At 71.8% G+C, this 13,551-nt stretch carries 15 protein-coding genes and 1 tRNA gene; 6 read left to right on the plus strand and 10 right to left on the minus strand.

Annotation, left to right across the window (positions count from 1 at the left end; all coding sequences use genetic code 11):
- Positions 1–7 precede the first annotated feature (7 nt).
- From ACVW07_RS08430 to ACVW07_RS08460, 7 genes are all read right to left on the minus strand, one after another.
- Complete coding sequence (locus tag ACVW07_RS08430) at positions 8–274, minus strand: hypothetical protein (protein WP_456818801.1); 267 nt, start codon at positions 272–274, stop codon at positions 8–10.
- A gap of 65 nt (positions 275–339) precedes the next feature.
- The gene (locus tag ACVW07_RS08435) at positions 340–807 is read right to left on the minus strand and encodes a hypothetical protein (protein WP_456818802.1); all 468 of its coding nucleotides are present in this window, start codon (positions 805–807) and stop codon (positions 340–342) included.
- Entirely contained in the window at positions 804–2,039 is a 1,236-nt protein-coding gene (locus tag ACVW07_RS08440; protein WP_456818803.1) for a hypothetical protein, read from the minus strand. The genes ACVW07_RS08435 and ACVW07_RS08440 overlap by 4 nt, the downstream gene beginning before the upstream one ends.
- Positions 2,040–2,170: 131 nt before the next feature.
- Positions 2,171–2,446, minus strand: a complete 276-nt coding sequence (locus tag ACVW07_RS08445; protein ID WP_456818804.1) for a WXG100 family type VII secretion target — start codon at positions 2,444–2,446, stop codon at positions 2,171–2,173.
- 58 nt (positions 2,447–2,504) lie between these two features.
- Positions 2,505–3,368, minus strand: a complete 864-nt coding sequence (locus tag ACVW07_RS08450; RefSeq protein ID WP_456818805.1) for a hypothetical protein — start codon at positions 3,366–3,368, stop codon at positions 2,505–2,507.
- 302 nt (positions 3,369–3,670) lie between these two features.
- Positions 3,671–4,711 carry a glycoside hydrolase family 11 protein gene (locus ACVW07_RS08455; protein WP_456818806.1) on the minus strand — a complete coding sequence of 347 codons (1,041 nt, stop codon included), beginning with the start codon at positions 4,709–4,711 and terminating at the stop codon, positions 3,671–3,673.
- A gap of 252 nt (positions 4,712–4,963) precedes the next feature.
- Positions 4,964–5,698 (minus strand): GntR family transcriptional regulator, encoded by a 735-nt coding sequence (locus tag ACVW07_RS08460; protein WP_456818807.1) that lies wholly within the window; start codon positions 5,696–5,698, stop codon positions 4,964–4,966.
- A gap of 86 nt (positions 5,699–5,784) precedes the next feature.
- Between ACVW07_RS08460 and ACVW07_RS08465 the strand changes: the two genes are divergently transcribed.
- The 5 genes from ACVW07_RS08465 to ACVW07_RS08485 are packed head-to-tail and all read left to right on the plus strand — an operon-like array spanning position 5,785 to position 10,434.
- Positions 5,785–6,867, plus strand: a complete 1,083-nt coding sequence (locus ACVW07_RS08465; RefSeq protein ID WP_456818808.1) for a DUF1989 domain-containing protein — start codon at positions 5,785–5,787, stop codon at positions 6,865–6,867.
- Positions 6,860–7,543: a flavin reductase family protein gene (locus ACVW07_RS08470; protein WP_456818809.1), complete on the plus strand. Its 684-nt coding sequence runs from the start codon at positions 6,860–6,862 to the stop codon at positions 7,541–7,543. The genes ACVW07_RS08465 and ACVW07_RS08470 overlap by 8 nt, the downstream gene beginning before the upstream one ends.
- Positions 7,544–7,598: 55 nt before the next feature.
- A complete protein-coding gene (locus tag ACVW07_RS08475) occupies positions 7,599–8,777 on the plus strand; it encodes an ABC transporter substrate-binding protein (protein ID WP_456818810.1) in 1,179 nt (392 codons plus the stop codon).
- A gap of 8 nt (positions 8,778–8,785) precedes the next feature.
- Positions 8,786–9,589 (plus strand): ABC transporter ATP-binding protein, encoded by an 804-nt coding sequence (locus ACVW07_RS08480; RefSeq protein ID WP_456818811.1) that lies wholly within the window; start codon positions 8,786–8,788, stop codon positions 9,587–9,589.
- 2 nt (positions 9,590–9,591) lie between these two features.
- The gene (locus ACVW07_RS08485; RefSeq protein ID WP_456818812.1) at positions 9,592–10,434 is read left to right on the plus strand and encodes an ABC transporter permease; all 843 of its coding nucleotides are present in this window, start codon (positions 9,592–9,594) and stop codon (positions 10,432–10,434) included.
- Positions 10,435–10,672: 238 nt separating this feature from the next.
- Here ACVW07_RS08485 and ACVW07_RS08490 read toward each other — a convergent pair.
- A tRNA-Thr gene (locus ACVW07_RS08490) sits at positions 10,673–10,749 on the minus strand.
- A 184-nt stretch (positions 10,750–10,933) separates the two neighbouring features.
- Between ACVW07_RS08490 and ACVW07_RS08495 the strand changes: the two genes are divergently transcribed.
- Positions 10,934–11,983: a hypothetical protein gene (locus tag ACVW07_RS08495; protein ID WP_456818813.1), complete on the plus strand. Its 1,050-nt coding sequence runs from the start codon at positions 10,934–10,936 to the stop codon at positions 11,981–11,983.
- Positions 11,984–12,034: 51 nt separating this feature from the next.
- Here ACVW07_RS08495 and ACVW07_RS08500 read toward each other — a convergent pair whose 3' ends face one another.
- Together ACVW07_RS08500 and ACVW07_RS08505 are read right to left on the minus strand one after the other, a co-directional pair.
- Positions 12,035–12,949 (minus strand): DsbA family protein, encoded by a 915-nt coding sequence (locus tag ACVW07_RS08500; protein WP_456818814.1) that lies wholly within the window; start codon positions 12,947–12,949, stop codon positions 12,035–12,037.
- Between the two features lie 49 nt (positions 12,950–12,998).
- Positions 12,999–13,520 (minus strand): hypothetical protein, encoded by a 522-nt coding sequence (locus ACVW07_RS08505; RefSeq protein ID WP_456818815.1) that lies wholly within the window; start codon positions 13,518–13,520, stop codon positions 12,999–13,001.
- Between the last annotated feature and the right edge of the window lie 31 nt (positions 13,521–13,551).

A 13,551-nucleotide genomic window follows, 5' to 3' on the forward strand; every position in this document is an offset into this window, starting at 1 on the left:
GGCCGGGTCAGGAGGAGGCCGTCTCCTGGTCGTCGGCCTGCTGGCCGAGTGCTGCGGCGTTGGCGTGCAGCGCCTCGACGACGCGGTGCAGCGCCGGGACGTACTGGCCGCTCCAGTCGGCGTTGAACCGCTGGGCGTCGGGGCCGTACCACGGCGTCGCCTGCAGCTGCTGCGTGAGGCGGCTCGTGATCTGCGTGATCGAGTCCGCGTCGACGTTCATGAGCCGCACGAGGTCACGGGCGGCGGCGATGTCCATGCCGAGGACGTTGCTCATCTGTCTCTCCTTCGATGGTGCTCGGGCGGGTACCCGTGCAGTCAGGTGGCCTGGCGATCGGTCGCTCAGGCCGGGACCGGGTCGGCGGAGCCGAGCCGGACGGAGGTGTGCGCCTCGGCGAGCGAGTCGCGCAGGGCGGCGGGGGTGGTGTCGGACCAGCTCGACACGACCGTCACGGCGTGCTGGTGGCCCCCCGGCAGCGGGGTGGGGTCGACGAGCACGTCGACCCGTTGGCGCACCGGACCGCTGCCGTGCTCCCTGGTCAGCAGCACGCTCCCGGCGGTGCCGTCGGCGTGACCGCGCGTCCCGGGGTACTGCGCGAGCATCGCGTCGAGCACCTGGACCGGCGTCGTGCCGGCCGGCACGAGGTCGGCGGCGACGGTGAGGTTCGGCACGAAGCCCGGCAGGTCGGTCGCGGGCCGGGCGACGGCGATCGCCCGCGGTGCGGGAGCCACGTGCCAGCCGTCCGGCACGTCGAGGACGAGCCGCGGCCCGCCCGGCAGGAGCGGTCCGGGGTGCTCGACAACGCTCATCGGGCCGGCCGCCCGTCGATCGCGAGGTCGGTCTCGATGTGCGTGAGGGTGCCGTCCGGCGTGTCGGTGCCGTCACCGTCGTCGTCCTTGCGGGCCCGGAGCGCACCCAGCGCGGAGGCGCCGAGGGCGGCCAGACCGAGCGGCGCGGCCGCCAGCGCGACGGGCGCGCCCGTGCCGCGGGTGCCGCCCTCGAAGGCGGGGATCGCCACCGCGCCGGGCCCGTCCACGATCGCCCCGCCGAGGCCGACGGGGATCGTCGACACGGGTGGGTCTCCGGGGACCGCACCTGCGTCGACGGGCGACGGCGCGCTCGCGGGCGTGCCGGTCGCGGGGGTGCCGACCTCGGGGGCTGCCGGCGCGAGCGAGCCGCCACCCGACCCGCCACCTGTGCCGCCACCCGGCCCGACGCCCGACCCGCCACCCGACCCGACGCCCGACCCGACGCCCGGCCCGACCCCCGAGCCTCCGGCCGTGCCGGCGCCCGCGCCGCTGCCGATCCGGCCGGCGACCTCGTCGGCCACCGCCGCACCGACACGCGCGCCCAGCTCGCCACCGCCGAGCGCGTGCCCGACCGCCCCACCGACGACACCACCGACGACGGCGGCGGCCGAGCCTGGGTCGCGCACCAGCCCGGCCGCGATCGACCCGGCCGACACCCCGGCGCTGCCGGCTCCCGTGGCAGCACCGGCGTTGCCCGTGCGGACGTCCGGCGTCGTGGGTGCGGCGACGTCGGCACCGCCGCCCGCCGCGCCGTGGTCCTGCACGGTGACCGGGCCGATCGACGCGGGCGCGGCGACCTGCGCGCCGGCTCCCGCGGCGGTGCCGCCCGGCACCGAGGGCGCCACACCCGTCTCGGGTGCGGCGAGCACCGGGGCGTCGACGGTGGACGTCGAGGGCAGGACGACCGGGTGGAACGCCGACTCGGGGATGTGCACGGTCGGGCGGTCGGAGCTGGCGTCCTTCTGCGTGTGCGAGATGAGCGCCAGGACCTTGGCGAAGCCGCGCAGGTAGTGCGCGACGGTCCGCACCCACGGGATGACGACCGCCCGCAGGTACCGGGCGAACGCGGCCGCCCAGCCGGTCCAGGACATCGCGTCCAGTGCGGTCGCGAGGCCCTTGAGCACCTTCACGACGTCGTCGGCGAAGTCGGCCGCGTGGTTCATCTTGTGCACGACCCGGTCGAGTCCGTCGACGTCCGACCCGCGGAACGAGCCGCTCTGGAGCTGGGTCATCGGGTGCCTCCTGCTGTTGGCCGGGTACGTCCGGCGGGGTGGGTCGGGGTTCGTGGCCGACGCTAGGGAGCGGGCCTGCGCCACGGCCAGCACGGGCGGGGTGGAAGGTTCCGCCCCGTGGCCGGCCGAGGTCAGCGGCTCGCGTCCTCCTGCAGCTGGGCGCGCCGGTCGAGCTCGACGGAGTTCGTGCGGATGTTCTCGGCGGCGGCCCGGAGCTCGGGGCGCAGCGCACCGTCCCACTCGCCGAGGAACCGCTCGGCGCCGGGACCCGACCAGGCGACGCTGCTCAGCATCGAGCCGATCTGCCCGACGATGCTGTCGAGCTCACCCGCACCGGTCCGCATCGCGCGGGCCTGCTGGCGGCTGTGCTGGGGGTCGATGCCGTGGAAGGTGCTCTTGTCGTACATCGCGGTCTCCTGGGGTCGTCGTGGCCGGTGGCCGTGACGCTAGGAGGACGGGACGTGGTCAGGACAGCGCGTCGGGGGTGGAACGTTCCGGGTTGAGCCCTTCGCCCCGGGACCGGGCGGCCTCCACGACGGCCACGTCGTCGGCGGTGACGAGGCGGACCTCGGCCGCGCGTCGACCGACCGCGAACCGGACGTTCTGCACCCGCCTGCCCTTCTGGGCGAACGGGTCGTCGGCGGGGCCGAACGCCATCCGGGCGATCACGCGGATCGCGTCGTCCACCCGCTGGGCGCGCTCGAGGTTCCAGGCGTGACCGCGCCACGCGAGCACCCGCTCGTAGATCTCGCGGTTCGACGCGGGACGTGGGTAGTCGTCGGCGCCGGCGAGCCACGGCTCGGCCAGGGCGAGCGCGACGTACCACTCGCGGGACCACCGCTCCAGCCGCGGGGCGGGCGCGGTGACGGCCCCGTCCGGGTCGTGCTCCGGCAGCCAGGCGGGCGCGGCGTCGGGGACGGCGGGCACGGCCACGTCGACGACGAGCACGAGGTCGGTGAACGCCCCGGGGCCGGACTGGCGGCCGCGCAGCAGCAGCACGTGGTTCTCGCCCTCGTCGAGCAGGGCGGCCATGCCGTCGACGAGCGCGACCCGGCGCGCACCGCCCGGGGCGTCGAACAGACTGGAGAGCTGCGCCTCGGTGGAACCGCGCCAGCGCAGCCGCACCACCTCCTCGCCGACCACGATCTCGCCGACGACCCGGGACACGTGCGGCGCCGCGCGGGGAAGGGTGAGCGCGGTGGTGCGCAGCGCCGTGTCGGCGTCCACGTCGGGCAGCGCCGCGTGCGGGTCCCGGCCGACCAGGAGCGTCTCGCCGGACCCCAGCACGACCGTCGGCACCCCGGCTCCGCGCAGCGTCACCCGCAGCACGTGCACCTCCCCGACGGCACAGCGTCGAGCGGCTGCTCGTCCAGGTCGTGCATCGTCGGCCCCCTCCTCACCGCCGCGGGACTCGGCCCGCCCCCTGTCGCGACGGTCGCGCCCGCCGCCCCGCGGCAGGCACCGATCGTCACGGTCGGCCCGGGTTCGTCACCCGGCCGCCGCGGGCGTCAGTGTGGCAGAGAGCTCGTCGAGCCGGTGGGCCGGGGTCGCGCGGTGGACCCCCCGTGGACGCGCGAGGGCCGCCCGTCGGAACGTGCTCCGACGGGCGGCCCGGTGTGCGTGCTGTCAGGTCAGCGAGGCGAGCAGATGCCCCACGGGACCCAGTTCAGGTTCTGCGAACCCTTGTAGTACGTGACTCCGAACGTGCTGCTGCCGGACCCGGTGAACGTGTTCCCGTTGCGGGACGCGCCCCACGAGCTCTGGATCGACTGCCCGCTGTTCGGGTACACCGTGACGCTCCAGTTGGACGCACCCGAGACCGCGTAGGTCACGTTGAAGCGGTCGCCCCACTCCTCGGCCTTCGTCGCGGTCGCGGTGCAGCTGCCGCCGCCGGTGCTGCCGCCACCCGTGCTGCCGCCACCCGTGCTGCCGCCACCCGTGCTGCCGCCGCCGGTGTTGCCGCCGTTGGACGAGCCCTCGCTCACGGTGATGTTGGACGAGCCGGACGACTGGTAGCCCTCGGTGGCCATGATCATGTAGCTGTGGTTGCCGAGGTTCATGCCGTGCGAGGCCCAGGCGTCGAAGTGGTTGCCGGTCGTGATGGTGCCGCCGGTCCGCTTGGACGTCCGCACCGACCAGTACTGGTAGAACGTCTGGGTGCCGTCGATGGACGGCTGGTTGACGCGCTGGGTGCGGTAGATGTCGTACGTGCCGCCGTCGCTGTTGACCTGACCCATGTAGGTGCCGGTCGGGCGGTAGGTGCCCCAGTTGTCGACGATGTAGTACTCGACCAGCGGGTTACGCGTCCACCCGTAGAGCGCGAGGTAGGAGTTCCCGCCGGGGTTGAACGAGCCGGAGTAGTTGACCGTCTTGCGGCCGCCCGTGGCCCAGCCCTTGCCGCCGACCCAGTTGTTGATGCCGCTCCACGACGAGCGATAGTTGCCCCCGTCGCCCAGCGTGAACTGGACGTTGCCGGTGTCCTTCCAGAACGAGTAGTACCACCCGTTGTTCGTGCCGGTGCTGTTGTTCGTGATGGTCTGGTCAGCAGCCTGCGCCGGGGCGGCGAGCGCGATGCCACCGGCCACGAGCGCCGCCGTGCCCAGGCTCAGGAGCTTCGTTGCCAGACGAAGGGGCCTCTTTGCGCGCCCTCGACTGACGAAAGTTTCGGTCATGCTGCACCTCTCTTTGCGGGTGAGACTGCGATAGCACACGCCTAGAGCGTGCACCGGCAGAGTCTGGCGAGTCCCGCACCCGCTTGTACAACGATGAATTGTTTACGTAACGGTCGGAGGGCGGATCCGCCGCGCCGGACGCGGAGACCCGACCGGTGGCCCGACTCGTCGCCCGCGCCCACGGCGACGACCACACGTGGAGCGCCTGCCGGGCTCGGACCGACGGCGCCGCACCAGATCGGTGCGATCCAGTCAGTAGCGGCTGAGCACCTCGACGAGGTCGAGCTTCTGCGGCGCCTCCCGTGCCGCCAGCGCTCGGTCCTCGACGGCGGACACGTGGGCGTCGACCAGCGATCCGGCCTCGTCAGCGGACCCGGCCGCGAGCAGGTCGATGAGCCGGCGGTGCTCGTCGATCGAGCGGCGCTGGTCGTGGACGTGGCCGTGGACGGACAGGATCAGGGCACACCGCCAGACGACCTCGCTGAGGTAGCGGTCGAGCAGCTCGTTGCGGCACAGCTCTCCGAGCAGCAGGTGGAACTCGGCGCCGAGCCGGCCTGACACCCGTGCGTCGCCGGCATCAGCGGCGGCGGCCTCCTGGTGGACGTGGGCCCGGAGGCGCTCGACCTCCTCCGGCGCCATCCGGCCTGACGCCAGGCGGACGGCCTCGCGCTCCAGGCACCGCCTCACCTCGAAGGTCGCCTTGGCCTCGTCGATCGACGGGTTCGCCACCATGGCGGACTTCGCCACCCCGGTCGTCACGAGGCCCGCGGCCGTCAGGCGGGCGAGCGTGGAGCGCACGAGCGTACGGCTGACGCCGTACTGGGCGGCGATCACGTCCTCGGGAAGACGGGTGCCCGGGGGCAGCGCGGCCTCGACGATGGCGGAGCGCAGGCTGAGGAAGGCGAGGTGTGCTCGATCCGCAGGTCGCTCGGCAGTCACGTGGATCACCGTATACGAGAAGTCGAGCTCGCTGAGCTCGTAACTCACGCGAAACACGACTCTTACGCATGCGCAACCCATCCGTTCTGTATACCGAGTTGAATCAATCCGTATACAGAACAGGAGGGTCCTTCGTGAAGATTCTGGTCCGCCTCACCGACCAGCAGGTCGAGCTCCTCGACGCCTCGGTCGACGCCGGCGTCGCGCCCGGCCGTGCCGAGCTCGCCGGCCTGGCGCTCCGTGAGACCGCGAACGGCGTCGTCCGGCGGCCCCATCCGCGCCCGAGCGGCCGTCGCTGGGCGTGGTACGCCGAGGCTGCGCCCACCCCCGTCCGGACGGTGGTGACCGAGCGGGTCCTCGAGCCCGGCACCGGCAAGGCCCTCGAGCTCGAGGCCGGCCAGATCCTCCGGGTCGAACAGATCGAGGGCGGCCAGTGCGTCGACCTCAACGTCTTCAACCTGCACGACTACCGCGAGTTCATGCACGTCGGCCGGACACGCACGCTGCACGGGATCAACCCGAGCAAGGGCGACTTCCTCTGGTCCGCACCGCCGCGGGAGCGGGCCCTGATGTACCTCCAGACCGACACGGCACGCATCAACGACACGATGTTCCCTCGATGCAGCGCGACCATGTACGAGTCGATGCACGGCTTCGCCGAGCACACGAACTGCGCCGACATGCAGGCGGAGGCCCAGCGCGAGTACGGGCTCACCCCCGACGACGTCCACGACTCGTTCAACCTGTTCATGGCCACGAGGGTCACCGACGGGATGCCCGAGATCGTCCGGCAGATGAGCGCGGCGGGGAGCCACGTCGAGCTGCTGGCGCTGGTCGACGTCCTCGCGGTCCCGAACATCTGCGGGAACGACATCATGAGCACGAGCAACTACTCGATGGGTCCCGTGCTGGTCCAGGTCCTCACCGCGACCGAGGCCGAGATCGCCGCCGTCCCGGAGCTGCTGCAGTACGACAGCCAGCGCACGCCCGCCCAGTTCCGTCAGCCGCACATCCGGACCGCGCGCGCCCTGGTGCGGGACCCCTCGTTCGTCGCTGCGTTTCCACGGACGCCGCTGCGCACGATCGAGCTCGAGGTCGTGCTCGACGAGGCCGACGCGCTGTCGTTCGCGCGGGTCAGGCGCGACGACCTGTACAAGGACGACGGCGACGCACTGCGCGACATCGTCATGTCCTGGTGGGTGGCCAGCCATGCATGACTCCGTCGTCGGGCGGCCGCTGACCCGACCGTCGTCCACGCTCGTGGACTTCGACCGCCTCGGCGCCTACGAGCGGTACAAGCTCATGGCGAGCCTGATCGTGCCCCGGCCGATCGCGCTGGTCACCACGGTGAGCCCGGACGGCGTCGTGAACGCCGCGCCCTTCAGCATGTTCGCCATGGTGGGTGAGGACCCGCCGCTGGTCATGATCAGCGTGAACCGCCTGGACGGAGGCGAGCAGAAGGACACCGTCGCCAACATCGAGGCGTCCGGAGAGTTCGTCGTGCACCTCGTCGACGAGCCGATCGCCCGACAGATGGATGGCTGCTCGACGCGCTTCCCGGCACACGTCGACGAGCTCGCAACCGTGGGGCTCACCGCGCTGCCCAGCCGGCTCGTCGGCTGCCCGCGGATCGCCGAGGCCCCCGTCGCCTTCGAGTGCACCCTCGCCGAGAGCATGGCCACCGCGAGCCGGCACATCTACTTCGGCCGCATCCGTCGGCTGCACGCGCGGGCCGGACTCGTCGACACCGAGACCTGGCGCGTGCGGCTGCAGGAGTACTTCCCGGTCGGCCGGTTCGGCGCCAGCTTCTACACGACCACCCGAGACCGCTTCTCCCTCGCCACCGAGGACGCGGGCCACCCAGGTCGCGTCACCGAGATCGACGAGATCTGACCAACTGCCCCCGAAGCGCCCCGCCCCTGTTGGACAATCCCCCCCGAGGAGACACATGTTGCCCCACCGCGCCACCCGCTCAGCCCTGGTTCTCGGGTCCGTCTGCCTGGCCGTCACCGCCTGCGGCAGCACCGACGCGGCGGACCCGTCGACGCCGTCGACCGGCGCGCTCAGCATCGGAGCCGTCGACCTCTCAGACGTGTGCCCCAGCAACGTCGTCATCCAGACCGACTGGAACCCCGAGTCGGAGATGGGCGGCCTGTACGGCCTGCTCGGTCCGGACGCCACGATCGACGCGGACGCGAAGGTGGTCCGTGGACCGCTGTTCGCCTCGGGTGAGTGGACGGGCGTCGACGTGGAGATCCGGTCCGGTGGTCCCGCCATCGGCTTCACCGGGGTCCCGGCCCAGATGTACACCGACAAGGACATCCTGCTCGGCTGGGTCAACACGGACGAGGCCATCGCCAGCTCCGCGAAGATGCCGACGACCGCGGTCATGGCGAGCTTCGAGAAGGCGCCCTGGATGATCATGTGGGACCCGGAGACCTACCCCGACGTGAAGACGATCGCCGACCTCGGAGCGACCGGTGCCAAGGTCCGCTACTTCGACGGCGCCACCTGGATGGACTACCTGGTCGGTGCCGGGATCCTGGACGAGGCGCAGATCGACGGCAGCTACGACGGCACCCCGGGCAACTTCGTCGCGGCAGGTGGGGCGGACGGCCAGCAGGGTTTCGCCACCGTCGAGCCCTACGTCTACGAGAACGAGCTCGACGAGTGGGCGAAGCCGGTCGCCTACCAGCTCATCGCCGACGCCGGGTACCCGCTCTATGCCGTCGCCCTCTCCGCCCGGACCGAGGACGTCACGGCCGAGGCGGACTGCCTGAAGAAGCTCGTGCCCGTCGTCCAGCAGTCCACCGTCGACTTCTTCGCCGACCCGGACGACACGAACGCCCTGATCACCGAGGCCGTCGAGAAGTTCGCGACAGGTTGGGTCTACCCCGCCGGCCAGGCGGAGCACTCCACGGTGAAGCAGCTCGAGCTCGGGCTGGTGAGCAACGGTGACAACGCCACGCTGGGCGACTTCGACGAGGCCCGCGTCCAGAAGATCCTCGACCTCGCCGGCCCGATCGTGACCGCGAACGGGACCGGACCGGCTGACGGCCTGACCGCCACGGACCTGTTCACCAACGAGTTCCTCGACACCACCATCGGACTGCCGGACAGCGAGTGAGCACCACCGTGAACCATCAGAGCGACTCGGCACCGGGCGCCGCACCGGGTACGGCACCCGGCGCCCGGTCGCCGGGCGCCGCGATGCTCGACTTCACCGGGGTAGGCATGACCTACCCCGGTGGGGCCGAGGCCGTTCGTGGCGTCGACCTGACCGTCCGCCGCGGGGAGTTCGTCTCCGTCGTCGGGCCGTCCGGGTGCGGCAAGAGCACGCTCCTCGGCATCGCCTCCGGGCTGGCCTCACCGACGGCCGGTTCCGCGGTCGTCGACGCGCAGCGCGCCGGGTTCGTCTTCCAGGACGCGAACCTGCTGCCGTGGCGGTCCGTGCTCAAGAACGTCGAGCTGTTCCTCGAGCTCGACGGCCAGCTGGGGAGAGCCCGGCGGGCGAACGCCCTGGACGCGTTGGAGACCGTCGGTCTGACGGACTATCGCGACTACCTGCCGCACCAGCTCTCCGGGGGCATGCGGATGCGGGTGTCGCTTGCCCGGTCCCTCACCCTGGAGCCCGACCTCTTCCTGTTCGACGAGCCGTTCGGCGCGCTCGACGAGCTCACCCGGGAGCGGCTCAACGACGAGGTGCTCGCCCTCTTCGCGGACCGCCTGTTCGCCGGTCTCTTCGTCACCCACTCGGTCCGGGAGGCGATCTACATGTCGACCCGCGTCGTGGTGATGTCCGGGAGCCCCGGACGCATCGTCGACGTGGTCGACGTGCCCTTCGGCCTCGACCGGGGTCCCGGCATCCGGTTCCGACCCGAGTTCACAGCCCTCACCGAACGCATCAATGCCGCACTCAGAACGGGGTACGCCGGGTGACCGTGACCACAGCCGTCCGTCCCGAGGCGCCACCCCGGGCCCGGCCGTCCACCGCAAAGAGGGTGCTGCACCAGGTCTGGCCGCCGCTCGCCGTCCTCGCCGTCGCGACCGGTGCCTGGTACCTCGTCAGCTACGGGCTCCTCGACGCCGACCGACGCTTCCTGATGCCCCCTCCGCACGAGGTCCTGATCGAGGGCTTCCTCGACGCCCAGGTGCGCCAGGAGATCCTGCAGGCCCTGGAGCGCACGGCGCTCGTGGCCATGACCGGTCTCGCGGTCGCGATCCTGATGGGCGTCTGCTGGGCGATCGCCATGGCGCAGGCGCGGTGGGTCGAACGCTCGCTGTTCCCGTATGCCGTCATGCTCCAGTGCATCCCGGTCCTCGCGCTCGTCCCCCTGGTCGGCTTCTGGTTCGGCTTCGGGTTCTTCGCACGGGTCGTCGTGTGCGTGATGATCGCGCTGTTCCCCGTCGTGTCGAACACGCTCTTCGGCCTGCAGTCCGTCGAGGCCCGGTCGCGCGACCTGTTCCGCCTGCACCGGGCGAGCCGCTTCGTCGTCCTCACCAAGCTCGAGCTCCCGGCCGCCGTGCCGGCCGTGTTCGCGGGGATGCGCATCGCGGCCGGCCTCGCCGTGGTGGGCGCGATCGTCGGTGACTTCTTCTTCCGGCAGGGCGCGCCGGGGATCGGCGCCCTGATCAGCCGGTACCAGGCGCAGGTCCAGTCGCCACAGCTGTTCGCCGCGATCATCGTCGCGTCGCTCTTCGGGGTCCTGGTGTTCGGGGCGTTCGGATGGCTCGGCAAGCGCGCGGCCGGCTCCTGGTACGACGCGACCCGCGAGACCCGCTAGCCGGCGGTCGCGGGGAGCGGCATCCGGGTCGAGGTGAGCGGATCGACGACGACATCACGAGGCTTGCCGTCGAGACCCGGCCCGTCGAGCGCGCCCCTGAGTTCTTCGCGTGGGTCATGCCGCAGCCCTGGCCCGTCGTCGGGACGAGGTCTCTCGGGATGCGGACACCGATGGTCCAGGACTCCTACCCAGCTACCCCTCGGAAGGGCTTCAAGGCGGCGGTCGTCCAGGTCGGACGTGGAGCCCCCTGTCGGATTCGAACCGACGACCCCCTGTTTACAAGACAGGTGCTCTGGCCGACTGAGCTAAGGAGGCAGGCGACGACCAAGGATACGAGATGCGCGGGCGCTCATCCGAACGCAGGCGCGCGCCGTGTCCACCCGGTGGTCGAGCGGTCACGTGGTCGACGCCAGGACCCCGTCCACCGTTTCCCGGACACGGCAGAGTCCGAGGTCCTAGCGTTGCGCTCCCACGCTCCACGACCGACAGGACCACCTTCATGGCACGCTCGGCTTCCCGCAGGTTCGGCCGATCCCCCGCGCAGGCTGCGCTGACCGTGCTCGCGCTCGCCGCAGGGCTCGGACTGGCGGCGACTGCGCCGGCCGCCGCCGACACCAACACCTACGGGGACTCGATCGGCGAGCCGGACGTGCCGCCGGCCTACGACATCACGTCGTACCGCGCGACGCTCACCGCGACCAGCCTCACGGTGACGATCTGGACCCGCGCCACGGCGGCAGACCCGCTCGCCGCCGACCCGCACGCGTGGATCGGCATCGAGACGAACCGCGGCCACAGCGAGTCCTACCAGCTGACGAACGACTCCGGCACCTGGCAGGTCACCGGAAACGACCACCCCACCACGCCCACGTGCCCGGCGGACCACACGGTCGGTGTCAACACGATCACCGTGACGGTCCCCGCGAGCTGCATCGGCTCGCCGGCCGAGGCCGCCTTCTTCGTGGAGCTCCTCGTTCCCGTTCCGGAGGGCTCCTGGCCCTTCGCCGACTGGGCGCCGGCGCCCGAGCTCCGGCCTACGCGCCAGTTCTACCCCGCACCGATGGACGCGGGACCCGACATCGCACCGACGACGAATCCCCAGGTCGCCGTCTACCGGTTCTACAGCCCGGACCTCGCGAACGCCCACTTCTTCACGACGGACGAGGCAGAGGCGTCGGGGCTCATGGAGAGTCGCGGGAGCTGGCACTTCGAGGGACCCGCCTTCAACGCGATCGCCAAGGCCGGCTCCACCTGCCCCGAGGGCCGGCCCGTCCACCGGTTCTGGTCGCCCGTGGTCCAGTCGCACTTCTACACCCAGAACGAGGCCGAGAAGGACTCGCTGATCGCCCACGACCGCAGGTGGAGCTACGAGGGCGTCGCCTACTGCGCCTACGCCGAGAAGACGCTGGCGTCGATCCCGCTCTACCGGTTCTGGAGCCCCCGGTTCGGCAAGCACTTCTACACCGCCGACCCGATGGAGTCCGAGCACCTGCGCACCGTCGACCACGACTGGAACTACGAGGGCATCGCGTACTACGTGCTCCCCTGACGTCCGTCACGACCGAGGGGTGGCCCGACCGGCCACCCCTCGGCCGGGAGGTCAGCCCTTCGCGGTCTTCGCGGCCTTGGCGGTCTCGACGGCGGCCTGGAGTGCGCCCTCCGTCGTCCAGTCCTCGAACGGCTCGTCGTCGATGAGGATCGTCGGCGTCGAGAGCTTCGGCAGGTCGGTCGTCGCCTTGTTCGTGGTCGCGGCGACCCACGGTGCGAACGTCCGCCAGGTGCCGTCCTCGCTGCCGCCGCCCGACGTCTCGAAGGTGCCGTCGACCGTGTCGGTGAACGTCGCGGCGACGTCGGCGGGCACGCCGGCGTCGGTAGCGATCTCCTTGATCTTGTCGTCGGTCAGGCCCTTGCTGTTCTCCGCCGGCTGGTTGGCGTACAGCGCGGTGACGAACGCGGAGAAGTGCTCGGGGTCCTGGTCGGCCACGACGGCGGCCGCGTTGGCGGCCCTCGTCGAGTAGAACGTGCCCTGCGACGCGTGGTCGAGGAACGCCAGCGGGTGGTAGTCGACGGTCACGCCGCCGCCGGCGACGATGTCGTCGAGCGCCTGGTGGTTCACCTGGTCGAACTGTCCGCAGTACGGGCACATGAAGTCGAAGTAGACCTTCACGAGCACGTCGTCGTCGCCGGCCTTGCCGACCCCGTCCTTGCCGACGGGGATCGCACCGCTGTCGTTGGCGGGGGCGGGACCGGTGACGTCGTCGAGCGACGGCGGCTTCACGTTGTCGCCTCCGTTGCCGTACGCGACCGTCGAGTTCGCGGCAGCGGTGTCGCGGTCCTGCTTGATGATGAAGAAGGCGACGGCGACGAGCGCGACCACGGCGACGCTGAGGCCGATGATCGCGATCAGCCGGTTGCGCTTCGCCTTGCGCTCCTGCTCCTTGCGCATCGCGAGCGCCTTGGCGCGGGCTTCGTCGCGACGCTCTGACTTGGTGGGACGGGGGTCGTTCGTGGGCATGACGTTCTCCTGGTCGGTGCGGTCCGTGCGGTGGGCTGTCGTGGTGAGGTCACACGACGGCCGGAGGACCCCGCACCGGGAGGTGGAGCACGAGGAGCGCGGCGTGCGGCCGGACCGGAGCACCGGCGACCGCTGCAGGGGCGAGCCGCACCGCCACGGCTGCCGGTGCCTCGACGGCACCGCGGACGAGGGTCCGCAGGAACGCGGGGATCGCGCGCACCGCACCCCGCACCGCGGCGGACAGGCCCACGCCCAGCGCAGCGGCGACCACGTGGGCCACCAGCAGCGGGACGGCGACGCTGAGCAGCACCACCGCACCGCTCGCGGCGGCACCCAGCGCATAGCTGCCCTCGGGGCACTCCGACGCGTCGCGCAGCACGGTCAGGCCGACGCCCCACGGGCCGATCCCGCCGGCGGGCAGGCACTGGTGCAGGAGCACCCGGCCCTGCGCCGCGACCGCCAGCCCGGCCACCGGGCCGAGCGCGACCGCCAGAGCGGTGAGGACGGGGTGCGGGACCCTGCCGATGGCGCGCGGGAGCCCGGTCGCCACCAGGCCCCGTCGCGTGCGCATGCGCTCAGGGTAGGGCCACAGGCTGTGCTCC

This window comes from Cellulomonas sp. URHB0016 (assembly GCF_054057935.1).